The sequence below is a fragment of the Glutamicibacter sp. JL.03c genome (assembly GCF_025854375.1).
In the GTDB taxonomy this organism is placed as follows: domain Bacteria; phylum Actinomycetota; class Actinomycetes; order Actinomycetales; family Micrococcaceae; genus Glutamicibacter.
The window spans coordinates 2,695,664-2,721,409 of sequence record NZ_CP107575.1; the positions used below are offsets into that span (position 1 = coordinate 2,695,664).

Annotated in this window: 20 protein-coding genes and 1 riboswitch; of the genes, 5 read left to right on the forward strand and 15 right to left on the reverse strand. The window is 62.2% G+C overall.

Annotated features, from left to right (window positions below; all coding sequences use genetic code 11):
* Positions 1-142: 142 nt before the first annotated feature.
* Complete coding sequence (locus OF385_RS12505; RefSeq protein ID WP_264275644.1) at positions 143-1,315, forward strand: CPBP family intramembrane glutamic endopeptidase; 1,173 nt, start codon at positions 143-145, stop codon at positions 1,313-1,315.
* Between the two features lie 77 nt (positions 1,316-1,392).
* Here the strand turns inward: OF385_RS12505 and OF385_RS12510 are convergent, their stop codons facing one another.
* The 10 genes from OF385_RS12510 to OF385_RS12555 all read right to left on the reverse strand — a co-directional run bounded on the left by OF385_RS12510 (position 1,393) and on the right by OF385_RS12555 (position 15,316).
* Positions 1,393-2,523 (reverse strand): hypothetical protein, encoded by a 1,131-nt coding sequence (locus OF385_RS12510; RefSeq protein WP_264275645.1) that lies wholly within the window; start codon positions 2,521-2,523, stop codon positions 1,393-1,395.
* Positions 2,524-2,663: 140 nt separating this feature from the next.
* Positions 2,664-3,773 (reverse strand): NADH:flavin oxidoreductase/NADH oxidase, encoded by a 1,110-nt coding sequence (locus tag OF385_RS12515; RefSeq protein ID WP_264275646.1) that lies wholly within the window; start codon positions 3,771-3,773, stop codon positions 2,664-2,666.
* Positions 3,774-3,835: 62 nt separating this feature from the next.
* Positions 3,836-5,191 (reverse strand): magnesium transporter, encoded by a 1,356-nt coding sequence (gene mgtE / locus OF385_RS12520; protein WP_264275647.1) that lies wholly within the window; start codon positions 5,189-5,191, stop codon positions 3,836-3,838.
* 416 nt (positions 5,192-5,607) lie between these two features.
* Complete coding sequence (locus OF385_RS12525; protein WP_264275648.1) at positions 5,608-7,017, reverse strand: L-serine ammonia-lyase; 1,410 nt, start codon at positions 7,015-7,017, stop codon at positions 5,608-5,610.
* A 187-nt stretch (positions 7,018-7,204) separates the two neighbouring features.
* Positions 7,205-8,527, reverse strand: a complete 1,323-nt coding sequence (gene glyA / locus OF385_RS12530) for a serine hydroxymethyltransferase (RefSeq protein WP_264275649.1) — start codon at positions 8,525-8,527, stop codon at positions 7,205-7,207.
* A complete protein-coding gene (gene gcvH / locus OF385_RS12535; protein ID WP_264275650.1) occupies positions 8,527-8,907 on the reverse strand; it encodes a glycine cleavage system protein GcvH in 381 nt (126 codons plus the stop codon). The genes glyA and gcvH overlap by 1 nt, the downstream gene beginning before the upstream one ends.
* Before the next feature lie 60 nt (positions 8,908-8,967).
* Positions 8,968-10,095: a glycine cleavage system aminomethyltransferase GcvT gene (gene gcvT, locus OF385_RS12540; RefSeq protein WP_264275651.1), complete on the reverse strand. Its 1,128-nt coding sequence runs from the start codon at positions 10,093-10,095 to the stop codon at positions 8,968-8,970.
* Between the two features lie 12 nt (positions 10,096-10,107).
* The gene (gene gcvP, locus OF385_RS12545; RefSeq protein WP_264275652.1) at positions 10,108-12,954 is read right to left on the reverse strand and encodes an aminomethyl-transferring glycine dehydrogenase; all 2,847 of its coding nucleotides are present in this window, start codon (positions 12,952-12,954) and stop codon (positions 10,108-10,110) included.
* A 165-nt stretch (positions 12,955-13,119) separates the two neighbouring features.
* Positions 13,120-13,217, reverse strand: a riboswitch (glycine riboswitch).
* Positions 13,218-13,318: 101 nt separating this feature from the next.
* Complete coding sequence (locus OF385_RS12550) at positions 13,319-14,107, reverse strand: SGNH/GDSL hydrolase family protein (protein WP_319019112.1); 789 nt, start codon at positions 14,105-14,107, stop codon at positions 13,319-13,321.
* A 48-nt stretch (positions 14,108-14,155) separates the two neighbouring features.
* The gene (locus OF385_RS12555; protein WP_264275653.1) at positions 14,156-15,316 is read right to left on the reverse strand and encodes a serine hydrolase domain-containing protein; all 1,161 of its coding nucleotides are present in this window, start codon (positions 15,314-15,316) and stop codon (positions 14,156-14,158) included.
* Between the two features lie 263 nt (positions 15,317-15,579).
* On the opposite strand from OF385_RS12555, the gene OF385_RS12560 reads away from it, so the two are divergent.
* A complete protein-coding gene (locus tag OF385_RS12560) occupies positions 15,580-17,031 on the forward strand; it encodes an APC family permease (protein WP_264275654.1) in 1,452 nt (483 codons plus the stop codon).
* 80 nt (positions 17,032-17,111) lie between these two features.
* On the opposite strand, the gene OF385_RS12565 is transcribed toward OF385_RS12560, so the two are convergent.
* Entirely contained in the window at positions 17,112-18,026 is a 915-nt protein-coding gene (locus tag OF385_RS12565; RefSeq protein ID WP_264275655.1) for an RNase H family protein, read from the reverse strand.
* Positions 18,027-18,143: 117 nt separating this feature from the next.
* Between OF385_RS12565 and OF385_RS12570 the strand changes: the two genes are divergently transcribed.
* A complete protein-coding gene (locus OF385_RS12570) occupies positions 18,144-18,449 on the forward strand; it encodes a hypothetical protein (protein WP_264275656.1) in 306 nt (101 codons plus the stop codon).
* Here OF385_RS12570 and OF385_RS12575 read toward each other — a convergent pair.
* On the reverse strand, positions 18,446-19,555 hold the full coding sequence (locus OF385_RS12575; RefSeq protein WP_264275657.1) for a glutathione S-transferase C-terminal domain-containing protein: 1,110 nt from the start codon (positions 19,553-19,555) through the stop codon (positions 18,446-18,448). The genes OF385_RS12570 and OF385_RS12575 overlap by 4 nt on opposite strands.
* A 206-nt stretch (positions 19,556-19,761) precedes the next feature.
* On the opposite strand from OF385_RS12575, the gene OF385_RS12580 reads away from it, so the two are divergent.
* Positions 19,762-20,247: a MarR family winged helix-turn-helix transcriptional regulator gene (locus OF385_RS12580; protein WP_264275658.1), complete on the forward strand. Its 486-nt coding sequence runs from the start codon at positions 19,762-19,764 to the stop codon at positions 20,245-20,247.
* Here the strand turns inward: OF385_RS12580 and OF385_RS12585 are convergent.
* Positions 20,244-22,088, reverse strand: coding sequence for an ABC transporter ATP-binding protein (locus OF385_RS12585; RefSeq protein WP_264275659.1), 1,845 nt, complete (start codon positions 22,086-22,088; stop codon positions 20,244-20,246). The genes OF385_RS12580 and OF385_RS12585 overlap by 4 nt on opposite strands.
* Before the next feature lie 103 nt (positions 22,089-22,191).
* Here OF385_RS12585 and OF385_RS12590 point away from each other — a divergent pair, with 103 nt between their 5' ends.
* Positions 22,192-22,650, forward strand: a complete 459-nt coding sequence (locus OF385_RS12590; protein WP_264275660.1) for a MarR family winged helix-turn-helix transcriptional regulator — start codon at positions 22,192-22,194, stop codon at positions 22,648-22,650.
* Between the two features lie 107 nt (positions 22,651-22,757).
* Here the strand turns inward: OF385_RS12590 and OF385_RS12595 are convergent, their stop codons facing one another.
* Positions 22,758-24,662, reverse strand: a complete 1,905-nt coding sequence (locus tag OF385_RS12595) for an SIP domain-containing protein (protein ID WP_264275661.1) — start codon at positions 24,660-24,662, stop codon at positions 22,758-22,760.
* Between the two features lie 3 nt (positions 24,663-24,665).
* Positions 24,666-25,724, reverse strand: a complete 1,059-nt coding sequence (locus tag OF385_RS12600; protein WP_264275662.1) for a FecCD family ABC transporter permease — start codon at positions 25,722-25,724, stop codon at positions 24,666-24,668.
* Between the last annotated feature and the right edge of the window lie 22 nt (positions 25,725-25,746).

The window sequence follows — 25,746 nt, forward strand, 5'->3', positions numbered from 1 at the left end:
GGCCCACTGGGTCTTGCTCCAAATCAATAAAGGCGAATCGTCTGCATCAAGTCTAAGAGCACTTCGGAGGCAACCTTGGGATGATCGATAAATCCTCCGCAAGGTTCATGTCGCCCGGGGCGATCAGCGAGAGAATTGAGCTATGAGCTCGCCACACTATTTGCCTCCCCCTGCGCCCGGAGCCGATCAGGAGCAGTCTTTTGCTTTCCATCGGCTCATGCGCCGAAACCTCGACTACCGGTGGTGGCGCCCGCTGGCCTTCGCCGGAACCGGGCTGGGATTTTTTGTCGCATCATTCATCGTCGTCATGCTGATGATCTTCATCGTGGCCATGCTCAATCCGGCTACGTGGGCGGCCGATGCCAGTGGCTCGCCTGACGCTGTATTGGCCGAGGCAGACCTCGACATGACCTCGCCAATCGACTTCTCCATAACCATGGCGTCATTGATCATCATGATTCCGGCGGTCTATCTGGCGTATCTGTTGCTGGGCTCAAAGCCCGTCGGCCAGTTGGTTTCCGTGGCCGGAAAATTGCGTTGGCGATGGTTCGGATTGGCCATTGGCGCTAGCGCGTTGCTCTTCGCCGGGTACTTCGCCTTGAGCTTCGCGCTGTCCGCAGCTGGCGTGGGAGAGCCGGCAGACTCGGCGCCTATCATACCGCCCGCGGATCCATTGTTCTTCGCGCTGCTGGTTATTCTTCTGACGCCTTTTCAATGCGCGGCCGAGGAACTGGTCTTCCGCGGAGCATTGATGCAGATCATCGGCAGCTGGCTGAAGCATCCACTCTTTGCCATTCTCCTGCCGGTGCCCTTATTCACCTTTGGCCATCTCTACGACGTGTACGGGTTGCTGGATGTGACGGCGTTTGCCATCGCTGCCGGGTACCTCACTTGGCGCACCGGCGGCTTGGAAGCAGCGATGGCGATGCACATTATCAACAACACCTTCTTGTTCCTGCTGGGCGCCATGGGCCAGATTGATTTGAACGCGACCGGGTCTGGACCGATGTCGCTAGCCTTCTCTGTGATCTTCACGGCGCTTCTGACGTTTGTCTTGGTGAAACTGGCCGACAAGAAGAATGTTGCACGTATTGCCGGTCCAATTCCCGCAGCTGCACAACCGCCCCTGTTGCAGCCGTGGCCGATGGCTCATCCGATCTACCACCCGAACCAGGCCTACTGGGCTCCGCCAATGGATGCCGCCGCGCCGCCAGTTCCAGCGCCGTACCCCCAGGGTTTCCCGCCAGCCGACGGGTACCCTCCAGCGCCTCCAGCTGACCCATCACCGAACGCCGGAGACAGCAGCGACCGATAGCCATGACTTGAGACGAGACTAGGGGTTCTTGCCACGATCTTGTCGTGGCGAGAACCCCTAGTCTTCTCGATTTCTTTTTAAGATTTCTCCCAGCGCAACAGGGCCGCAATGCCCGCGCCGTCCGGAATCATCGAATCAGGGACATACCGGATCGTCGCATCGGTAAGGGCTGTGGCCCGCAGGAGCACTTCCGGCGCCGGCCATTCACCGGCCACCAGCTCCGCATGGTCATCGCCTTCCTGATGAGCGATCCACGGTTCCGCCCTCAGCGCACGCAGGGTGTGCTCGTCCTGGTACTGGCCCACGAGCACCGTTTCAGCCTGCGCCGACTGCAACGCGGTCACCACCTCGTCGAGACCCACTGCCAACAGCGATCGTCCGTTGCCGGACTGGGCTGCGACCTTGGCTTCCAAGTCGGCCAGCGCCTTGGATTTCACATCTTCGACCATCTTGCTGATCTGGGCGTCTACCTGCTTTGAATCTGCACCGCCTGTCCTGGTGTGCGAGTCGATGACATCCACGTAATCGCGCAAGGCCGCTGGCATCTGGGCGATGACAGCCTCGCGAGCCTTGATATCCCCCGAGATAACTATCAGGCGAACGTAATTCTCAGCGGACATCTTCTTGATCAGCTCGGCGACTTCATCTGCGTTCCTGCGCACCATTTCATCGGCGGCCGCCTGGGCCTTGGGCTGGTCATATTCGCCAGGAACCTTGCGGGCGTGGTGGATTTCCTCCGGGAGGCCAACAATCCCCTGGCTGGCGATGCGCTCACGTGACGTCGTGTTGTACAGGTGCACTTCGCCCCCGTCCTTGCCGACCTCCGCGACGAGGTAGGAGAAGGAGCCTCCGCGTGCGCGGGCCAACGCCGTGAAATTCGGGAAAGGTCCAACATCCACCGATGGGCTCTGGACCTTGAGACCTGGAATGATTTCGTTCAGTACCACTTCACCATCGTGGACGGCGACGAAGCGCGCAACCGGTGCCCTGAGTCCTTCAGCAGGTTCCAGCACTCCTGTCAGGGCCTGGACATCTGCGGCCTGGGCTTGCTGGGATTTAAGCAATTTGGCGACGTCGTCGGGAAGCCGGTCAGCTGCTTCTTGGGCTCCTGTCGTGCCCAGTGAAGCATCCACGAGAGCGGTGCTCCATGAACCATTCCTTCGGTAGAGCGAAGCGTCGATTCCATTAGAATCCGCGCGTAGTGCCATGCTGACTCCCTTCCGCACGCGACCCTTGGCCGCGTTGCGACTAGATCCGTGGGACTAACCTAACATCACTATTCAGCGGCTGGAAGAGTTAACCAGAAACTAACTCGTGATTTGGAAGAAATCAGCATGGCGGTAGCAATTTACCAGCGGCCGCGCCAGTACTGCGGAGGGTGCGATTTCTCTGCTCCAAGCAGCCCGGCGGCGTGATTTGGCCACTGCGGATTGCCCAGGGCGGCCCGTCCAATGCTCACGCCATCGGCCTGGCCCGAAACCACGATATGTTCGGCCTGGATCGCGTCGGTGATGACTCCTACCGCGGTGACAAACGCGTCTTCAGGTAGCGCCTGCTTGACCGCCTGCGCCAGCGACACCTGGTAGCCGGGCCCGGTTGGGCCATGGAATGCGCCGATGCCCGCACTGGAAAGATCAAAGGCACGGACACCAAGCTCATACAATTCTTGGGCAAGCCTGACCGTATCGGCAATGCCCCAGCCTTCTTCGACCCAGTCCTCGCCGGAGAAGCGGATTCCCAGCGGCTTGTGGGCCGGCCAAACAGCCGAGATGGCCTGGACGATCTCGCGCAGGTATCGGGTGCGATTCTCGACGCTGCCGCCATAGTCGTCGGTGCGCTTGTTGGTCAGCGGAGAGAGGAACTGGTGGATCAAGTAGCCGTGGGCCGCGTGGATCTGGATCAGATCAAAACCTGCAGCATCGGCACGCTGTGCGGCAGCGGCCCAATCCTTGACCGAAGCAGCGATTTGCCCGGTGCTCATTTCCGTTGCCGGCTTCAAATCGAACAGATCGCTCGGCGTGGAAGTAAAGGTCTCCCAACCGCCGTCGTCCTCGCTGATGCTGCCGAGCTTTCCAGCTTCTTCCAGCTCCTTGAGCCATCCGTAGGTGGATGCTTTCGCCCCAGCGTGGGCCAGCTGGACACCGGCCGCTGCCCCGTGGGAGCGGATGTATTCAGTGATGGGCTTCCATGCCTCGACCTGCTCGTCGTTCCACAATCCAGCGTCGCGATCAGAAATCCGGCCTTCGGCGGCTACCGCAGTCGCCTCGGCGATGACCAGCGAGAAACCTCCGTGGGCCATGGATCCCAAATGGGCTAGATGCCACGAGGTTGGAACGCCATTGCGATCATTGATGGCGTACTGGCACATGGGCGGCAGCACGACCCGATTTCGAAGCTGAAGTCCCTCGCCGCTCTTGGTCGGGATGGTTACTGGGCTGAATAACTTGCTTTGTGGCATACCTAGTACGACGTTGAAGCCGCCAATATTATTCCGCCCGGCAACTTCATCCGTTCAGCTCACTAGCCGAGAACGAGCACTGCCACCGACAGGTAGACGATTAATCCCGCGGCATCGACAAAGGTGGAAATAAAGGGATTGGAAAACACCGCCGGATCGGCTTTGAAGAACTTCCCGAGGATCGGCATGGCTCCCCCGACGCCGGCAGCGATGCTGCACAACGCCACGAGCGTCATCCCGATGACTATTCCGACTTCCAGTTCAAAGACCACGCTGGTAACGAGGAAACCGATAGTTCCAAGGCACAGTCCAAGCATCGATCCAATGCGCACTTCCCTGAACAAGACGCGGCCCAGATCGCTCACCCGGACATCGCCCATGGCCAAGGCCCGAGTGACGGTGGTCGCCGCCTGATTGCCGGTATTCCCTCCAATGCCGACAACCAGCGGGATGAACAAGCTCAAAACCACCATGGACTCCAAGGTCTGCTCGAAAGTGGCCAGCACCTGCACGGTGAGGATGGCCCCTATGGCAAGGACCAGCAGCCAGAGCACACGTGCTCGCACCATTTTGACCAGCGGAGTTCCGAGGTAAGGACGGTACAACGGCTCGGAGCCCGCGCTTCTCGCGGTGCGTGATTCCTCAGCGTCTTGCAGCAGATCCATGGCTTCGCCCAGTGGCAATACGCCAATCAGCCGTCCTTCGTTGTCAAGCACTGGCATGAGATCCAGAGGGCGCTCAACAGCGCGGCGAGCTGCCTCGGTGTCTGGCTGTGATGCCTGGGCGGTGGGAACCTCAAAAGCGATGCTCGAGATAAGCAGGTCCTGTGGCTGTCCGATGAGATCAGCTAGCCGCACTGCACCGATGAATCGACGGGTGCGGTCAACCACCATGATGAGGTGGCAGTGTTCGGTTGCTCTCAGCTGCGGGGTGATGCGGTTCAGGGCCTGCCCGACGGTCAGTTCGGGATGCGTGGTAATGAACTGGGTGGACATCACCCGTCCCGTGCTTGAATCGTGATAGCCAAGCAGCACCCCGGTCGCCTTGCGCTGCTGCTTGTCCAACCCGGCAAGCAGCCGAGTGGCGACGGCCGCTGGCAGCTCATCGAGCAGGGACACCCTATCCACGGGTTCCAGCGCCGCGAAAGCCTCGATCACGGTTGCCTGCTGGAGGGTCTCGATAAGTTCTGCTTGTACCGGGGCATCGAGGTTCTGGAAGAGCTCCAAGGAGCGGTCCTTGTCCAGCATGCGATAGAGCTTCGCGGCGTCGGCGATTTCCATGGCTTCAAACTGCTCGATGAGCCGCCCCAGTTCCAGGCCCCGCAAGGTGGTCGCTAGACGCTGGAAATCCCCTGTTGCGAGGCAGTGGCGGATTTCCTGAGAAGTAGTTGAAAAGTCTACGTATTCGAAGGTGAACATGATTATCGTCCAAACGGTTCGTTGTACGCAGATTCAAGTGCTCGCAAGCAACTGCCCACCGTTCTTCACCCCATTAATTGGATGATAAATCAGTCAGTGTTTGCGTGCATGAAAATGCGCATGCCAATAGCGGGTAGGCTACGAACTCGCCGAATGTGCAGTTGTCCCGGTGCAGGAGAAATCAGCTGGCGCGCGAAAAGATGATCTGGTGAGCTCGCAGATAGATAGATCGACCAGAACTGCCGTCCATGTAGCTCACCTCCTAGGAATCCGAAAACATGGATTCATGCTTCGTACAGTGCCAGTTCTATCAGAAACCCGATCCGAATAGCCAACAACAAGGGCACATCTCACGTTAAATGGCTTCGGGAGGCCGGATCTTCCGACCTCCCGAAGCCCCAGGCATTAGCCAGCGGCTAGCATTCGACCACGTTGACGGCCAATCCGCCCATCGCGGTCTCCTTGTACTTGTCGCTCATATCCTTGCCGGTTTCACGCATCGTGATGATCACTTCATCGAGGGTGACGTGATGTTCACCGTCACCCATCAGGGCCATCTTCGCGGCGTTTACAGCCTTGGACGCAGCAATAGCATTGCGCTCGATGCATGGGATCTGCACCAGGCCGCCAATGGGATCACAGGTCAAACCCAGGTTATGCTCCATGGCGATCTCAGCGGCATTCTCTACCTGAGCCGGGGTTCCGCCCAGGACTTCAGCCAGGCCGGCAGCGGCCATCGACGAGGCTGAGCCCACTTCGCCCTGGCAGCCGACCTCCGCACCGGAAATAGAAGCCTGCTCCTTGTAAAGCACGCCCACCGCGCCGGCGGTCAGCAGGAAGTTCACGACAGCATCGTGCTTCTCTTCTTCATTCCAGTACTTGGCACCAGGGGCATAGTGGGTAGCGTAGAACAAGACTGCGGGGATGATGCCAGCAGCTCCGTTGGTCGGCGCGGTAACTACGCGGCCGCCGGAAGCATTTTCCTCGTTCACTGCCAAGGCGACCAGGTTGATCCATTCCTGCCAATACACAGGATCACGGTCCTTGTCCTCCTTGCGCAGGCGCTCATGCCATTCCGGCGCGCGACGGCGCACCTTGAGCCCGCCGGGCAAAACGCCAGTACGCTCCAAAGCCGAATCCTTGCAGTCTTCCATCACCTGATAGATGTGGATCAGGCCTGAACGGATCTCTTCGCGGCTGCGATAGGCCAGCTCGTTGGCCATCATGATCTCTGCAATGGATTTGCCGGTGGACTGCGAATGTTCCAGCAACTGGGCTGCGGTGGTGAAGGGATAAGGCTGTTGCTGCAGCTTCTCCTCCAGGTTCTTCTCGATGCGCTCCTCGGCACCTTCACGCACGATGAAGCCGCCGCCGACGGAGAAGAACGTCTCATTGACCAGCTCATTGCCCTGGGCATCCACAGCAACGAACTTCACGCCATTGGTGTGGCGCGGCAGCACGGTCAGCGGGTGCTGGATCATGTCGTTCACCGAGTAGTCCAGGTCTTTGCGCTGCCCTAGCTGGGCTGCCAGCCGCAGAACGCCGGTGCTTTCCATCTGAGCCAGTCGCTCATCGACCTGGGAAGGCAGAACCGTTTCGGGTTCGAATCCCTCGAGACCCAGCATGATGGCGGTGAAAGTTCCGTGCCCGCGACCAGTCGCGGCCAGAGAGCCGTAGACATCGACCCGGATACTATCCAGGGCATCCATCTTCTCTTCACGGAGTACTTGGGCGATGAACGCGTGCGCCGCACGCATTGGCCCCACGGTGTGGCTGGAGGAAGGTCCAATGCCAACCGAGAAAAGATCGAATACGCTTACCGCCATGGCGGGTCACATCCTTAGAACGTCGGCAATCCGGGAGCTAGCTGCCGGAAAGATGGTGTGGTGTGCAAAGGGATCATCCTTGCATCGGGGCATCCGCACAGCGTGGGGTGGACTTCTGCGGATGAAAGACTGCGGGCCCGAAAAGCGAATGTTTCCGCCTTCCGGGCCCCATCGCCACAAGATGGCGCTACTCGGAAACCTTGGCCAGATCCGGATACAGCGGATGGGCTTCAGCCAGCGTCAGCACCCGGTCCTTCAGCTCTGGCAAGACCGAAGTATTGCCATCAGCGCCAGCGATCAACGCCTGGGCGATGATCTCGGCAACTTCAGCGAACGCTGCCTGAGAGAAGCCGCGGGTTGCCAGCGCCGGGGTGCCGATGCGCAGACCCGAGGTGGTCATCGGCGGGCGTGGATCGAATGGCACCGCGTTGCGGTTCACCGTGATCTCCACCTGCGCCAGCAGATCTTCGGCCTGCTGCCCATCGAGCTCCGAGTTGCGCAGGTCCACCAGGACCAGGTGCACGTCGGTGCCGCCGGTCAGCACGCTGATGCCCTTGGCCGCCACATCGTCCTGGGTCAGGCGCTCGGCCAGGATCCTGGCACCAGCCAGGGTGCGCTGCTGGCGCTCCTTGAACTCTTCGGAGGCGGCGATCTTGAAGGCCACGGCCTTGCCTGCGATCACGTGCTCCAGCGGGCCGCCCTGCTGGCCCGGGAAGACTGCGGAGTTCAGCTTCTTCGCGATCTCGGCATCGTTGGACAGGATGATGCCGCCACGAGGACCGGCAAGGGTCTTGTGGGTGGTCGAGGTGACCACGTGGGCGTGCGGCACTGGCGATGGGTGCAGGCCTGCGGCGACCAGGCCAGCGAAGTGGGCCATGTCCACGAACAGGTATGCGCCGACCTTGTCAGCGATTTCGCGGAAGCGCTTGAAGTCCAGCTGGCGCGGGTAGGCCGACCAGCCGGCCACGATCATCTTCGGCTGGTGCTCCACAGCGAGGCGCTCGACCTCGTCCATGTCCACCACGTTGGTTTCCTCGTTCACGCCGTAGGGAACGATGTTGAACAGGCGGCCGGAGAAGTTGATCTTCATGCCATGGGTCAAATGCCCGCCGTGAGCCAGGTTCAATCCGAGCACGGTGTCGCCGGGGCGGACCAGTGCGTGGTAGACCGAGGCGTTGGCCTGGGCGCCGGAGTGCGGCTGGACGTTGGCGAAGTTCGCGCCGAACAGTTCCTTGATGCGCTCGATGGCCAGGGTCTCGATGACGTCGACTTCTTCGCAGCCGCCGTAGTAGCGGCGGCCCGGGTAGCCTTCGGCGTACTTGTTGGTCAGTACCGAGCCCTGGGCCTGCATGACGGCCTGGGCGGTGTGGTTCTCCGAGGCGATCATTTCCAGGCCGCGCTGCTGGCGGGCCAGTTCGGCGTCGATGCGCTGCGCCACCTCCGGGTCCAGGGATGCCAGCGACTGGGTCAGGGATGCTGGTGCTAGGGATTCAAAAGTCTGGTTGCTCATTACTGGACGTCTCCACCGTTTGCGCTTGCGTAGTCTACTGCCGAAAGCAGCGGGCCTTCTTCGGTCACTTCTACGGTGAACAGCCAGCCGGCACCGTAGGGGTCTTCGTTCAGGATTGCCGGGTTGTCAACGGCCTCATCATTGACGGCAACCACGGTGCCGGTCACTGGCGAGTACAGGTCGGAAACCGACTTGGTGGATTCCACCTCGCCACAGGTTTCGCCGGCGCTGACGGAATCGCCAACCTCAGGCAGGTCCACGTAGACCACGTCGCCCAAGGCGTCTGCAGCGATCTGGGTGATGCCGACCTTGGCGGGGGACGATGCGTCGATCCACTCATGTTCTGCCGAGTAGCGTAATGACGAAAGAACTTTACTCACGGTATTTCCTCTCCCAAGGGAATAAGCGGGCGAATGGCTTGGCCCTACTGATGTTTAACGTTACTTGGCTCGCGTGTAGAACGGCAGTTCGACGACGACAAATGGCAAAGTCTTACCGCGCAGATCAACCTCTAGCTCGGTGCCGACTTCACTGTATTCTGCATCCACATACCCCAGGGCTACCGGGTAGCCGAGGGTCGGAGATGGCTGTCCTGAGGTGATTTCACCAACAGCGGCCCCATCCTTGACGATGGCGTAGCCACCGCGTCCGGCGCGCTTGCCCAGGCCCTTCAAACCAACCAGCTTGCGTGCCGGGGTCTGTTCCCTCAGGGCTTCCAAGGCCGTTCGACCCACGAAGTCTTCTTCCTTCTTGAAGGAGACCACAGGGCCAAATCCCGCATCAAATGGGGTGCGTTCCAGGCTCAGCTCGTTGCCGTACAACGGCATGCCGGCCTCCAGGCGAAGCGAGTCGCGGGCGGCCAGGCCGCACGGAACCAGCTCGTGATCCGCACCGATGTTGATGATCTTGCTCCACAGTTCAGCGGCGTCTTCGTTTTCGATGATCAATTCGAAGCCGTCTTCGCCGGTGTATCCTGTGCGCGCCAGCAGCACGTTGATACCGCCGAGCACCAGATTCACCGCTGCGTAATATTTCAGTTCTGTGACGCTCTGGGCGGTCCGCTCATCGGCGGCGAGCTTGCCCACAATGGCTTCGGAATTCGGTCCCTGGACCGCGATCAGGGCCTGGCGTTCCGAAGCGTTATCCACCTCGACGTCGAATCCGGCGGCGCGCTCTTGAAGGGCCACTGCCACGACCTCGGCGTTGCCGGCGTTGGGGACAACCAGGTACTTTTCTTCTTCCAGGCGGTACACGATCAAGTCATCGATGATCTTGCCTTCATCGTTGAGGATCAGCGAGTACTTGGCCTTGCCCACCTTCATGATGGTGAAGTTGCCGGCCAGCGCGGTGTTCAACGCCGTGCCAGCCTGTGGACCGGAAAGGTATACCTCGCCCATATGGGACAGGTCGAACAGGCCTGCGGTGGAGCGGACGGCCTTGTGCTCTGCCAGTTCCGAGCCGTACTTCAGCGGCATATCCCAGCCGCCGAAGTCGGTGAAGTTCGCACCGAGTTCTGCATGCTGGGCATGCAGGGCGGTGTGCTTGAGTTCTTGGGTGGTCTCAGTCATCTCAAGGTCTTCCTAGTCTTCAAAGGCTTCAGGTGCAGGGCAAGAGCAGATCAGGTTGCGGTCGCCGCCGGCGCCGTCGATGCGGCCCACGGCCGGGAAGTACTTGTCGGTCTTCAGGCGGGCTACCGGGAAGGCGGCCTGCTCCACCGAGTACTTGCGATCCCAGCTGCTGTTGACCACGGCCGAGACGGTGTGCGGTGCGTTGCGCAGCGGGGACTGCTCGATGCTGTAGATGCCCGAGAGCACTTCTTCCATTTCCTGGCGGATGGTGATCATCGCTTCGATGAAGCGCTCGATTTCGCCCAGGTCCTCGGACTCGGTTGGCTCTACCATCAGGGTGCCGGCCACCGGGAAGGACAGGGTTGGCGCGTGGAAGCCGAAGTCGATCAGGCGCTTGGCCACGTCTTCGGCGGTGACGCCGGTCTTGGCGGTCAGTTCGCGCAAGTCCAGGATGCACTCGTGGGCTACCAGGCCCTTGTTGCCGGTGAACAGCACCGGGAAGTGCTCGTTCAGGCGCTTGGCGATGTAGTTCGCGTTCAAGATCGCGTGCTTGGTGGCTTCGGTCAAGCCTTCGCCGCCCATCATCGCGATGTAGGCCCAGGAGATCGGCAGGACGCCGGCCGAGCCGAAGGCGGTGGCCACTACCGGCACGCCGTCACGCTCGGTGTAGGTGCCCGAGGCATCGCCTGGCAGGAAGGGCAGCAAGTGCTCGCCCACGCCGATCGGGCCGACGCCCGGGCCGCCGCCGCCATGCGGGATGCAGAAGGTCTTGTGCAGGTTCAGGTGCGACACGTCTCCGCCGAACTTGCCTGGCTGGGCCAGGCCGACCATGGCGTTCATGTTCGCGCCGTCGATGTACACCTGGCCACCGGCTGCGTGGATCTTGTCGCAGACCTCGCGCACGTCGGCATCGTAGACGCCGTGGGTGGATGGGTAGGTGATCATGATGGCGGCCAGCACGTCCTTGTTGGCCTCGATCTTGGCATCCAGGTCATTGGCGTCGATGGTGCCATCGGCTGCGGTCTTCACGACCACGACCTTCATGCCGGCCAGCACTGCCGAGGCGGCGTTGGTCCCGTGGGCCGAGGCCGGGATCAGGCAGACGATGCGCTGGCTTTCGCCGCGCGATGCGTGGTAGTCCGAGATGGCCAGCAGGCCCGCGTATTCGCCCTGGGATCCGGCGTTGGGCTGGATGGAAACGCCAGCATAGCCGGTGATCGCGGTGAGGCGGCCTTCCAGGTCGGTGATCAGCTCGCGCCATCCCTCGGTCTGCTCGGCTGGAGCGTATGGGTGGATGGAGGCGAATTCCGGCCAGGTGATGGATTCCATCTCGGCGGCCGAGTTCAGCTTCATGGTGCAAGAGCCCAGCGGGATCATGGTGCGATCCAGGGCCAGGTCGCGGTCCGAGAGGCGGCGCAGGTAGCGCATCATCTGGGTCTCGGAGGAGATGGTGTTGAAGATCGGGTGGGTCAGGTAGTCGCTGGTGCGCTGCTGCGACGCCGGGATCTCGAAGCCTTCCGGAGCGGAGAGCTCAACGCCGAAAACGGCCAGCAGGGACTTCACGATGTCCGAGGTAGTGGTCTCGTCGGTGGAGACACCCACCTGGGTGTCGCTGACCTTGCGCAGGTTGATGCCTGCCTCGATGGCCTTCGCGATGATCTCTTCGGCGTTCTTCACGTTCACCACGACGGTGTCGAAAAAGGTGTCCGAGGCCAGGGTGAAGCCGCCGGAGACCAGCGAGCTGGCGATCACGCGGGCGTGGTTGTTGGCTCGGGTGGCGATCTGCTTCAGGCCTGCCGGGCCGTGGTAGACCGCGTACATCGAGGCGCAGATGGCCAGCAGGGCCTGCGCGGTGCAGATGTTGGAGGTGGCCTTCTCGCGGCGGATGTGCTGCTCGCGGGTCTGCAGGGCCAGGCGGTAGGCTGGCACGCCGGCGTCATCCACCGAAACACCGACCAGGCGGCCCGGCATGGAGCGGGTCAGGCCATCGGCCACCGCCATGTAGGCTGCGTGCGGGCCGCCGAAGAACAGCGGAACGCCGAAGCGCTGGGTGTTGCCTACGGCGATGTCGGCACCCTGCTCGCCCGGAGGGGTGATCATGGTCAGTGCCAGCAGGTCGGCGATCACGGTGACCATGGCGCCGGCTTCCTTGGCGGCGGCGATGATGCCCTCGTGCTCGGCGATGGAGCCGTTGCTGCCTGGCTGCTGCAGCACGATGCCGGAAATGTCGCCCTCTGGCAGGCCGGCGGACAGGTCAGCGACCTCGACCTCGAAGCCCAGCGCGTCGGCGCGGCCCTGCACGACCTTGATGGTCTGCGGGAATATGTTGGAGTCCAGGACGGTCTTGCCCGCGGCCTTCTTCTTGTTGGCGCGACGCATCATCAGCACGGCTTCGGCCGCAGCGGAGGATTCGTCCAGCAGCGAGGCGTTGGCGATCGGCAGGCCGGTCAGGTCCATGACCATGGTCTGGAAGTTCAGCAGGGCTTCGAGGCGGCCCTGGGAGATTTCCGGCTGGTACGGGGTGTAGGCGGTGTACCAGGCCGGGTTTTCCACGATGTTGCGGCGGATCACCGCTGGGGTGATGGTGTCGTAGAAGCCCTGGCCGATCATCTGGGTCTTCATGACGTTCTTGGAGGCCAGTTCACGCAGGTGGGCCAGCGCTTGGGTTTCGCTCAGGGCCGCTGGGATATCCAGCATGGAGTCTTGGCGGATGTCTGCCGGAACGGCGGTGTCGATCAGGTCTTCAAGGCTGGTGTAGCCCAGAGTCTGAAGCATGGTGTCTACGTCGGAAGGACGCGGGCCGATATGGCGGGCCACGAATTCGCTATTCGTAGGAGCCGAAGTCTGCATGATGGTCATGGTGCTGGAGTCTCCACGGGGATCTGTCTTGGCGCATGCCAAAGGAAGGACGCTTTGCCTCCCCATCCCTGTTGCACAACCTGAGAGTTTTACACGTCCGGCCAACTAAGCCGGGCGCTTGCACCTTCGGTGAGCCGGGTCTGGCCGGCTACTTTCCAGAGTTGCCTCGTGATGGCGGTACGGGGGCCTGAGAGTTTCCTGGGGAGGAATTGCTCCTACGGCGCCCGTCCATGGTGTGAACGGGACTCTCCCGCCATCCGTCTATGGCGCGCACTGCCGGCCGGAGACCTGCAGCACACGACCATGTTACCTGCCACGCGCAGAACATCAAAGACGCCCCGGCAGAAAAGCCGTCACAAAACTTCTAGTGAGCGTCGGCCGAGAGCTGCACGTACTGGGGATACTTCGCTGACAAGGAATCTCCCGAGGAGGTTCCGGTCAATCGGCGCCTGATCCACGGCACCAAATGCTCGGTGGCCCAGCCCAGTTCCTCCTTGAGCTTTTCGCCCCGGGAGTTCACGGCCAGGTCAGGCAGAACCGGCGCCAGGATCCTCTCGGCCCAGTTGCCCTCGGTGACCCGGTGCTCGCCCAGCACATTGAGCACCTTGGCGGCCATCAGCGCATGGCCCAGCTCGTTCATGTGCAGGCGGTCCGCCGCCCAGTAGCGCGGGTCGGAGAATTCGCGCCAACGCCAGTAGTCGGCGACGATCGCCCCGTGCTGGTCGGCGATCTCGCGCACCTTCTCGTTGTAGATCGCGGTGCGCGGACGGGTCTTGGAGAACAGCGGGGACTCGACGGTATCAAAACCGGTGAACAGCATGACGGTGCTGCCGGCCTCGGCGAAGCGGCGGACCATGCCTTCATAGCCGTGCATCAGGGCATCGAGATCAGCGGTGGGGCGCAGGATGTCATTGCCGCCGGCGTAGATGCTCACCAGGTCCGGGGCCAGCGAAAGCCCCTGGTCCAGCTGCTGGTTGATGACCTGGCCGATTTTCTTGCCGCGCACCGCGAGGTTGGCGTACTCCCAGTCCCCTTCAGCGCTGAGCACCTCGGCGACGCGGTCGGCCCAGCCGCGCACCTGGTTGGGGCGGGCAGCGTCGACATCGCCGACGCCCTCGGTGAATGAATCACCCAATGCCAGAAATTTCTTCACTTCAATCCCACTTCGTATTTCTGCTGTTCGTGCGTTGCCCTGGTGGGGCTAGTTGGATTTCGCCCTGGCGTTCTTCGCCAGGATCAGCTGGCGCGCCAATTGGCTCAGCTGCACCCCGGTGGAGGTGTCCTTGGGTCCCTCATTGCGTGAAGGGATGAAGCCGAAGCCCAGCTGGTAGGCGGGGTCGGCAAAAGCCAGAGAGGAGTTCGCCCCGTCATGCCCGTAGGCGAAGATGGATCCGTAGTTGTTGCGGGCGGTCGCCTTCATGAAGCCCAGGGCGAAGGCCTGCAGCAACCCACTGGTGCGGTCGTGGCCGTAGACCAGTTCGGTGGAGACCTGCGCCCAGGTGTCGGCATTGAGGAACCCGCTGGCGGCACCCAAGGATGGCACCGTGCCGAAGGATGCGGCGTAGATGGCGGCCAGGCCCTGGGCGTTGGCGACCCCGCCCATGGAGGCCGGCCCCAATTCGCGCACCTGCGCTGCATTGGCCAGTTCATGCCAGTTGTAAACCGGGCCATCGGCCAGCGCGAATCCGGAGGCGGAGTTCACGGCCAGGCCGGCCGGGGAGAACGGGTCGAAGAATTCGGCCGGGGCATCGACTGCGGGCAAGACGTCGCGGTAGCGGGATTCCAGCGAGGGATCCTGTCCGATATAAACATCGACACCCAGCGGCTTGCGGATGCGCTCTTCGAAGACTTCCTTCAGTTCCTTGCCAGTGACGCGGCGGACCAGTTCTTCCATGAGCACGCCCATGGTGATGGCGTGGTAGCCCACGATGTTCTGCCCTAGCGGCCAGATGCTTGGCATGGAAGCCAGGATCTTGGCGTATTCGGCGGAGTCCAGCAGGATCTGGCTGGGCACTCCCCCGGGGACGCCGAGCACGCCGGCCTGGTGGCTGAGCACTTCGCCGACGCTCAGCGCGCTCTTGCCGCTGGCGCCGAATTCGGGCCAGTAGGTGGCCATGGGTGCGCTCGGGTCGATCAGCCCGTCTTGGACAAGCAGTGCGACAACGAGAGCGCCCAGCCCCTTGGTGCAGGAGAAGACGCAGGTGAGCGCATTGCCTGAAAGGTGTTCGCCCACGCTGTGGCGGAGGACCAGTTCCCCGCGGTGATAGATCGCCAGCTGGGCCGAATAGTTTTCCTCTTCGGCAGCCCGGGCTTCGAGCGCCTGGGCCAATGGCGCGAAATCTTCGCTGATCACCGAGTCCATCTACATCCTTAAACTGCTTGCCGCTTTTCAACCAACCCTAGTCGTAATTCACGCGAATCTCGATCGGCGCGACTCGACATCCCTTCCAGCATATCCGTACGTCAAGTCACAGGTTCAGGGCGCTTTGACCGCTTATCTCCTGATTGATGCCGTTCGACTCGTGATACTGTGAGCCAACCCAGAAGGCGGTTTGCCGACCTAAGGTGCAACAACTAAATTTGTCATGCTTGCCACCAATATTTGAAGGAGATGATCTCGATCGCATGACTGTGGATAGTGACACGCCAGTACCCAAGAGCCAGGATGCAGAACTCAAGCGGGTGATCGGCCCCAAGCTGCTGCTGTTCCTCATCATGGGCGATATCATCGGCGCAGGCATTTTTGCTATTACCGGCAAGGTGGCAGGACAGGTCGGCGGCGCAGCATGGCTGCCCTTCCTGGTTGCCTTCGCCATCGCAACCCTCACCGCATTCAGCTACCTGGAACTGGTGACCAAATACCCCCATGCCGCCGGCGCTGCACTCTATGTGCACAAGGCTTTCGGCATCCATTTTGTCACCTTCATCGTGGCCTTCACCGTGGCTTGTTCTGGCATCACGAGTGCCGCCACATCGGCGACCCTGGTGGGGCAAAACCTGCTGATCGGCTTCGGCCAGTTCATTGACGGTGTGCCAACCACCCCTCAGGCGGGGATGTGGGCAGCCATTATCATCATCGTGATCCTTGCCCTGATCAACCTGCGTGGCGTGGGCGAGAGCGTGAAGTTCAATCTGGTGCTGACGATCGTTTCGCTGGCCATCATGGCCGTGATCATCGGCATCGGTTTCGCTGTGATCGCTTCCGGCCAGGGTGATATCAGCCGCCTGGTGGTCTTCGAGACCCCGTCGGACCGCAGCCTGTTCGCCGCGGTGACCATGGGTACCGCCATCGCGTTCTTCGCAATGGTCGGCTTCGAGGACTCGGTGAACCTGGTGGAAGAGACCAAGAACCCGAACAAGATCTTCCCGAAGATCATGCTCATCGGCTTGGGCTTGTGCGCGGTGATCTACATGCTGGTGGCCATCACCGTGATCATGGTGATCCCCACCGGCGACCTGCTGAATCCGAAGAACCCGGATGCCGGCATCCTTCTGGACGTGGTGCGCATTGGCGCTCCGAACATCCCGATCGATACCATCTTCCCGTTCGTGACCGTCTTCGCGGTGGTCAATACCGCGCTGATGAACATGCTCATGGCCAGCCGCTTGCTCTACGGCATGGCTCGCCAGGGAGTGCTGCCGCAGTTCCTGGGCAAGGTGCATTCCACTCGACGCTCCCCTTGGGTAGCGATCCTGTTCAGCACCGCTTTGGCGATTGCCCTGGTGGCTTATGTGAACCTGGATAGCGAGAACGGCATTGTCGGTTCCCTCGGTGGCACCACCGCACTGCTGCTGCTCTGCGTCTTCGCGGTAGTCAACGTTTCGCTGCTGGTCTTGCGCCGCGAGAAGGCGCCCGCCGACGCCTTCCGAGCACCGACCATCATCCCGTTTCTGGGCGTGGTCTTCTGCCTGTTCCTCGCCGGTCCGTGGGCACGTTCCCGCGCCGACTGGGTGCAGTACGAAATTGCCGGCCTGCTGCTGGTGATCGGCGTGGTCCTCTGGGCAGTGACCTGGCTGGTCAACCGCATCAACTACAAGAAGGGCAACATCGAAACGCGCCCTGGGCACTACGAATAAGTAGTAGCAGACGAAGCTGTGGTCCATCGGGAATTCCCGGTGGACCACAGCTTTTTTGATCGTGATTCCGGCGTTGGCCGCTAGGCCTGCTGCTGGAAGGTCTCCTGGCGGAAGCGCAGCTTCCAGCCATTGGCGCCTGATTGCCACCATGAGGAGACCACGAGCACCCGGGCGTCGGCCTGCGTCATGCGGTAGGCCAGCAGGATGATTTCGTCGCTGATTTGTCGGGTGGCCAAGACCTGCATGTCCCCGGTGCTGGGCAGGGCGGATCCGGCATCCAGAAGGGCTGAGATGCTGGCGACATCAAGCAGGCCGCCGTGCCGGGTCACTTCTTGATAGCTCGGGTGCAAAAAGTCCTTGAGCTCGGTGAAATTGGTGCGGATCTGCGGGTCGAGGAACCCCAGTTCCAGCTCGTACACGGTGGCCGCTAGGTCAGCTCCTGGAGCTGCGGCGGCCGGTGCGGCCGGGACTGGCGCCTCGGCTTCGGCGGCCGGAGCCTTGGCGGGGGCGGCAGCAGCTGGGCGGGCGCCGCCGGTGTAGCCAGGGCCTGCATCTGGTCTGGTTCCCTGCTGATGGGCGGTGGCTGCGGCACGAGCGTGGTCGTCGGCGGCTTCGTTCAGCTCGTGGCCTGCGTGCCCCTTGACCCATTCAAAGGTGTACTTCCGGCCCTGGATCGCGGCGTCGAGTTCCTTGAGGATGTCCTGGTTGAGCACCTGCTTGCCGTCGGCCTTTTTCCAGCCGCGCTTCTTCCAGCCGGGCATCCATTTGCTGATGCAGTTGATGGCGTACTGCGAATCGCAGAGGATTTTCAGTTCTTCATCTGGCAGGTGCGCGGTGGAACGGAAGAGCTCGAGGACGGCTTGGAGTTCGCCCATGTTGTTGGTTCCGTGGTCCCAGCCTCCTGCGGCCCAGTTCTCTTCATCCACGTACCAGGCCCAGCCGGCCGGTCCCGGATTGCCGAGGGCGGATCCATCTGCAGCAGCAATGATCGTCATGGTTTAATCCTGCCATGGTGCAGGCCCTTGATTGGTTCTTCGATCAGGCCATGTCGCCACCGGATCCATGGCAGTCTTCGCACCAGCTGCCGAAGCACACTGGCTACCATGGGTGGCGTGAAGAATTTCTTGCCATTATCAGCGTCCCTGGCCCTGATGCTCACCGCCTGTTCTGGTCCTTCCACCGATGAGCTGCGGGAGAAAGATCCCGAAGGCTACGCCGCGTGCATCCATCTGGGCGGCGGGCTGGACGCTGCGCAAGGGGTGGGCGAGACCAATCTCCAGAAGGCGGCGGCTCATGCCGCGCAATCGGCCACCGCGCAGCTGCGGGCCGTCGTTGACATTCAAAAGACGGAAACCCCTGGGATCACAGACCTTGATGGGTTCAAGGAGGCTTGTGAAGCCCAGGGGTTCGACTACTAGGCCGGGTACATCGGGTTATGCCCGGCCTGTACGCGCTCTTTGGGACGCACTTCATCCGGCGCGGTGCCATCAAGCCATGGACCGGTCTCGGCTAGCTGCTCGCGTTCCGGGGCTTCGAGCCAGTTCTCCAGCGCCGGGCCTTGCGGGATGATCTGCGTTGGATTGATATCTTCATGGACCACGTAGTAGTGGGCCTTGATCTGCTCGAAGTCGATGGTGTCGCCGAAGCCTGGCATCTGGAACAGATCTCGTGCGTAGCCCCAGAGGTTGGGCATCTCGATGAGCTTGTTGCGGTTGGCCTTGAAGTGCCCGTGGTACACCGGGTCAAAGCGGACCAGGGTGGTGAAGAGGCGCACATCCGCTTCGGTGATGTGATCGCCCATGAGGAAGCGGCGGGTGGACAGGCGTTCTTCGAGGAAGTCCAAGGTCTCGAAGAGCCGGTTGTAGGCGTCGTTGTAGGCGTTTTGGCCACCGGCGAAGCCAGCGCGATAGACCCCATTATTGACCTCGGTGAAGATGCGCTTGATCAGCGGCAGCATTTCTTCGAGCTGGTCGCTCGGGATGAGGTTGGGTGCCCCCTCGCGGTGGAATTGCTTCCACTGGGTTGAAAGATCCCAGGTGATTTGCGGGTAGTCGTTGGTCACGACTGCGCCGGATGGGATATCCACGATGGCCGGGACGGTGATTCCGCGCGGGTAGTCGGCAAAGCGCTTGAAGTAGTTCTCCTGGATGCGTTCGGTGCCAAGCACCGGGTCTTTGCCTTCGGGATCCAGATCGAATCTCCAGCTGCGAGCATCATGGGTCGGGCCGGGCAGGCCGATAGACAGCGCGTCTTCCAGGCCCAGCAACCGGCGAACGATCAGCGTGCGGTTGGCCCATGGGCAGGCACGGGCTGCGACCAGCCGGTAGCGTCCGGCTTCAACTGGCCAGAGCTGGGCGCCTTCGGAGACTCCGGCATCCGGGTGGCCGATTTTGCTGTTGTTGTTCTCGCTGCTGTATCTGGCCGGGTTGGTATCCGCAACGATCCGGTCCTGGATGTAGTTGGTATCCCGGGTGAATTCTCCGCCGGTGACATAGGCACCCTTGGTCGAATAATCCTCGCTCATCTTTTCCCTCCATGATCCGTCATGCCGAATACGCTCACGTGCTCCCCTACCGACCCTATGGCAAGTGCCGGCGGTTGAACATGGCCGCCAGATAAAGGATCTGATTGACACGTCACCATATATTGCAAAATTCAACTCTACACGAGATGATTGATGCGTCAACAAAATTTGTTGATCCACAGGATTCCAAAAGGTGAGAAAAGAACATGAAGAGCGATGAGACCCGCTGGCTGACCGAGAGCGAGCAGGACCTCTGGCGCACCATCCGCGAATTCCTTTGGCTGTTCCCCAGCGCAATGGACCGCCAGCTGGTGCGCGATTCCCAGATGCAATCCGGGGAATACTCTGTTCTGGCAGTGCTTTCCGAAGCATCCGATCCAAGTCTACGGCCTGCCGACGTCGCCCAGGTGCTGCGCTGGGATCGCTCGCGCCTCTCCCACCTGTTGCGACGCATGGAAGGCAAGGGCCTGATCAGCCGCTGCTCCGATGAAACCGACGGGCGCGGACATCAAATCGCGCTGACCGATCTCGGAAGGGAAACCATCGAAAACGCGGCGCCAAGCCACGTGACGTTCGTGCGCGAAACCCTCTTTGATTCCTTGAATGCCACCGAGCGCCGCGCATTGGAAACCGCGCTGCCCAAGATTCTTGAATCCATCGAGCAACACGGCTTCAAGGACACCAGCTGCTAGCCGGCTTGTGAGGCCAGCTCGCTGTTCTGCACCAACCGGGCGAAGCGCCCGCCCAGGGACACCAGCTCATCGAAGGTGCCAGCCTCGGCGATCTTCCCGTCCTCCAGCACGACGATATGATCCGCTCGCATCACCGTGCTCAAGCGGTGGGCTATGAGCAGGGTCGTGCGGCCAACCGCGAGCTCATCCAAGGCTTGCTGAACCAGCGCCTCGGTCACGGTATCCAGCGCGCTGGTGGCTTCATCCAGCACGAGGACCTTCGGCTCGCGCAGCATCGTTCGCGCAATGGCCAGGCGCTGCTGCTCGCCGCCCGAGAAGCGGTGGCCTCGCTGCCCGACTTCGGTGTCGATCCCCATCGGCAAGCCGCGAATCAGATCAGCGATTTGTGCCGCTTCCAAGGCTTTCCATAATTGCTCTTCGGTTGCTTCGGGTGCTGCCCACAACAGGTTGGCGCGCACGGTGTCGTGCAGCAGATAGCTTTCCTGGGCCACCACCGAAACCACCGAGGCAATGCCCTGCGGGTCATATTCCTTGAGGTCCACGCCGTCGAGCAGCACCTGCCCGGATGTCGGATCCAGCAATCGCGGCAGCAGCGAGCCGAGGGTCGACTTGCCCGAACCAGTGGCGCCGACCACCGCGGTCATGGTGCCGGCCTTCAGGGTCAGATCCAGCTGATCCAGCGTAGCCTTTCCCGCCTGCGGGTAGCGGAAGCTGACATCGAGCAGCTGGACTTCCCCGATGGCACGGGCTGGATCGATATGCTTGGCGTCAGCTGCTACCGGCAGTTCCTGGTCCGTATCAAGGTATTCGAAGACCCGGCTGAACAGCGCCATGGCCGAAACCCACTGCACCGAGAGCTGCATCAGCCCCATCACCGGGCGGAAGATGCCGGCCTGCAGGCCGGTGAAGGCCACCAGGGTGCCGATGCTCATGCCATCGCCGGTGACCGGCAGCCCGGCAGCCAGATACAGCGCTGCCGGAATGGCCGCGAAGATGATGCTCATGGTGGCCATGCGCCAGCGGCCTGCCAGCGCGCTTTTCATTTCAAGGTCAATGAGCTTGTGGCTGGAATCCGCGAAGGCTTCGGCATCGGCAGGACCGGTGCCCATGATCTTGGAGAGGCGAACCCCGGAGATGCTCAGGCGTTCTTCGATCAGGGATGTCAGAGTCGACATTTCGCGTTGGCGCTTGCCGGTAACCGCGCGGCGCAGCTTCGCGGTTTGCTTGGCCAGCAGGATCGCTGGCGGGAAGACGATGAGGGAGATCAGGCTGAGCTTCCAGGAAATGGCCACCATGGCCACCGCAGTGGCCACCACGGTGGTCAGGTTCGAGGCGATGCTCGTTGCCGAGTTGGTGATCACCGACTGCATCTGCCCGACATCATTGATCAGCCGCGATTGCACATCCCCCGAGCGCGAGTTGGTAAAGAATCCCAGCGATTGCTTTTGCAGGTGGGTGAAGAGCCCGGTGCGCAACCGGTGCATGACACGCTGGCCCATCAGGGTGGCCCGCCAGGTCTGCAGGACTTCCAGCACGGCGGTAGCCAGCGCGATCAGCACCAGCCCCCCGGCGCCGAAGACCAACAGTCGGAAATTGGACTGCGGTATCGCGACATCAATGAGTTCGCGGACGATGAAGGGCTGCGCCAGTCCGATGACGGACGAGGCGACGATCAGCAGCACCACGGCAATCACGGAACCCAGGTGCGGGCGGAACAGGGATGCGACGCGTTTGAGGGACACCGGATGCTCGGCCAGCCATTGCTTGTCCTGGACGGCATCTTTCATTCGCCCTGAACCGGCTCCACCGCCTGGATGTCCAGGCATTGAATTCACACTCATGGACCCTCCTTCGCCATTCTCTTCACCCAAAGAATAACAGAGGCTACCTCACTATGTGGTTCCATCTTGAAATTGTTCCGAAGAACACACTATTCTTAACACCATGCAGAACGATGAGTCCAAGCCTGACTTGGCAGATCTTTTCCTCCGCGCATCACGCGTCATTCGAGGCCGCTGGAGGGAAAGCCTGATCCCGATGGGAATCACCCCGCACCAGTCGCGAGTGCTGAGCCTGCTGGGCCATGCCGAAGACGAAGGCCTGCGCAATTCCCAGCTCGCCGAGCGCCTGCACATCGCTGCCCGCTCCACAACCGAAGTTGTCGACCAGCTGGAGGCCAAGCAGCTGGTGGTCCGCACCCCGGATCCAGCAGACCGCCGCGCGACGCTGATCGCGCTGAGCCCCAGCGGCCGGGCACAGCTCGGAGAAATGTCCCAGCTGCGCCGCGACAGCATGGCCGGATACTTCGAAAAGCTCTCAGCCCCAGACCGCGAAGAACTCACCCGGCTGCTCGAAATCCTCGACCAGGAAAATCCCCGCCAGCCGCGCCACGGGTGCAAATAGCCCGGGGCCACCGGCACAGGTCCACAGGCACAAGGCGACGGCCGGGTCAATCACCAAGTGGTTGACCCGGCCGTCGCCTTCGTTCTGCGCCGAGGCGCAATGGGTATTTAGTTCTCGGTTTTTCCGTGGCGCCAGTAGCCCATGAATGCTACTTGCTTGCGGTCGATGCCCGCCTCGCGAACGAGGTAGCGGCGCATTTCCTTGACCGTGCCCGCTTCGCCAGCGACCCACGCATAGAACGGTGCCTTGTCGGCTTGCCCGGTCTCCCACAGGATCTGCGCGTCAACGTCGATATCTTCCGGCTCGGCATTGGTATGCACCACGCCGGCCGCCGGAATGGCCACCACCTGGCTCAGCGCAGTGCGCAACAGCTCGCCGTGCGGATGGCTGCCTCGGGTCAGCCACTGCACGGATACCCCTGAACGGGTCGAGGCGCCGAGGATGTCGGTGGTTTCCGGGACCTCGATCAGCGCGTGCCCGGTGACATGCGAAGGCAGGGATTCGAGGATCGCGCAGATGGCCGGGGCCGCGGTTTCATCTCCGGCCAGCACGATGCGGCTTGCCTCGCCTGGACGGAATTCGATGCCGCCATAGCTGGCATCATTCAGGAACTTGTTCGGGCCCAGCAGCAGCAGCTGGTCTCCGACCTGCGCGCGGTCGCCGAATTCGGTAGCCGGTCCGCCCTGCAGCTTCCCATCCACCACATGGCCATGCATCACGAAGTCGATATCCAGTTCCGCGGTGAGCCCGCTGTTATCGCGGTGCCCGGCCTCGCGGAAGGCGCGCACCGTGTAGGTGCGCATGTAGCCGCGGGTATCCGGATCGATGGACAGCCAGCGCTTGTACCAGCCTTCCTGCTCCGCGGGGCTGGTCATCGCCTGCGGGCGCATGGAGGCGATTTCCTCGGTCAGCGCGCTGCCGCCAGCTGGCGGCAGCAACAGCTTGATGCGCATATCCAGCGGATGGCTATTGGTCCCGAAATAGTCCAGGTCCTTGCCGCTGACGGTCAGGCGGCGGAAGGACGGCGAGAGCTCCTGGCGCTTGACCACGGTGGTATCAAAGGCCAGGGTTGGCACATGCTCATAGGCCGGGCGGGCGTCCTTGGCGGCATCGGAAGCGGACTGGTTGCCATCCGCCGGAGCGCTTGCCGCGTCCGCGGCAGGCTCCAGTGCCTGCGGTGCGCTGCGGAAAATCCCCTTGGAAGCCAAGACTTCTTCGGTGCGCAGCACACGGTGCCGGCCGATGGGCAGCACCAGCGGAGTGCCGCCGACCGGGTCGGGGATCACGCGGCTTGGCATGCCGAAGACATCCTTGACCGTCTTCTCGGTGACCACTTCATTCGGGTGCCCGGCCGCGTAGATCTTGCCGTGGCGCAGGGCCACCAGGTAGTCGGCATAGCGGGCAGCGAGGTTCAAATCGTGCAGCACGATCACCACGGTGATGCCTCGGCTGCGGTTCAATTCGCTGACCACATCCAGTACTTCGAGCTGATGGGCGACATCCAGGAAGGTGGTTGGCTCATCGAGCAGCAACAAGTCGGTTTCCTGGGCCAGTGCCATGGCGATCCAGACGCGCTGGCGCTGTCCTCCGGAAAGCTCGTCGACCGCGCGGTCGGCCAGCTCGGTGGTTCCAGTCAGTTCCATGGCGCGATTCACCGCCGCCTCATCCTCGGCGGAGAACCGCTTGAACAGGCCCTGGTGCGGGTAGCGGCCGCGGCTGATCAGCTCGCGGGCGGTGATCCCGTCCGGCGCGGTAGGCGACTGCGGCAGCAACCCCAGGGTCTTGGCGACTTCCTTGGCCGGCTTGGAATGGATATCGGCGCCATCGAGCAGCACCTGGCCGCCTGCGGGCTTGAGCAGCCGGGACAGGGCGCGCAGCAGCGTGGATTTGCCGCAGCCGTTGGCTCCGACGACGATGCTCACCTGCCCGGTGGGGATATCCAGCGACAGCTCGTCGACGATGGTGACCTTGTCGTAGGCCAAGGTCAGATCGCTAGCCTGCAAAGTGGCCATGGGTTACGCCCCGTTTCCAGTTGAGTTGGCGCGCACCAGAATCCAGATCAGGAAGGGTGCGCCGAATGCGCCGGTGATGACACCTACCGGCAGTGCAGTCTCTGCGAACAAGTTCGCGGCGAAGAAGTTGGCAACGATGACCAGGGCAGCCCCGGTCAGTCCGGCCAGCGGGATGTTGATCGGCCCGCGGCTCAGCGCAGCGCTGATCGGCCCGGCCAGGAACGCCACGAAGGCCAGCGGGCCGGTAATGGCAATGGGCAACGCCCCCATGGCGACAGCGACAAAGACCAGCAGCACCCGGGCCCAGGGCACGTTCACGCCCAGGGCGGCCGCGGAGTCCTCCCCCAGCTCCAGCATTTTCAGCTGGCGCAGGACGAAAGGCAGCAGCAACGCCCCGAGGGCACCGAGGGTGATCAGGAGAACCAGGGCGCTGTTCCAGTTGCTGGAGGACAGCGAACCGGTCAGCCAGTGCATCACATCGCTGGCGGTATTCACTTCGGCCTGGGTCAGCAGGTACTGGATCAGGGCCTGGAGCATGGCGCCGATGGCCAGACCGGCCAGGATCAACCGCGGCCCGGTGCGCTTGCCGGAGGCCGAGAGCCAATAGATCAGTGCCGCGACCACCAGTCCGCCGGCCAAGGCAAAGGCGTTGAGCTTCCAGTCCGTGTAGCCCAGGGTGATCATGGCCAGCACCGCCGCAGCCGATGCGCCGTAGCCCACGCCGATCACATCCGGGCTGGCCAGCGGGTTGCCCAGCCAGCGCTGGAAGAGGGCCCCGGAGATGCCCAGCCCTGCCCCGGCCAAGGCTCCCACGGCCACCCGCGGGAGCCTGTCGGACATGATGATGAAGCTGGTGCCGGGGACCTTCTGCCCGCCCAGCACCTGCAGCACTTCGGCCGCCGGCAGCCGATCCCGGCCCCAGAACAGGTAGGCGGCAATGGCCAGGACCAGGACCAGGGACATCCAGAGCACGGTGCGCGCCACCCGGTTTTTCCGCACGGCAACTCTGCCCTGGGCAGGCTGTGGCGCCGCTGTCACTTCAGGCTCGGTTGGCTGGCTCATTGCTGCTCGTGTCATTTCGCTC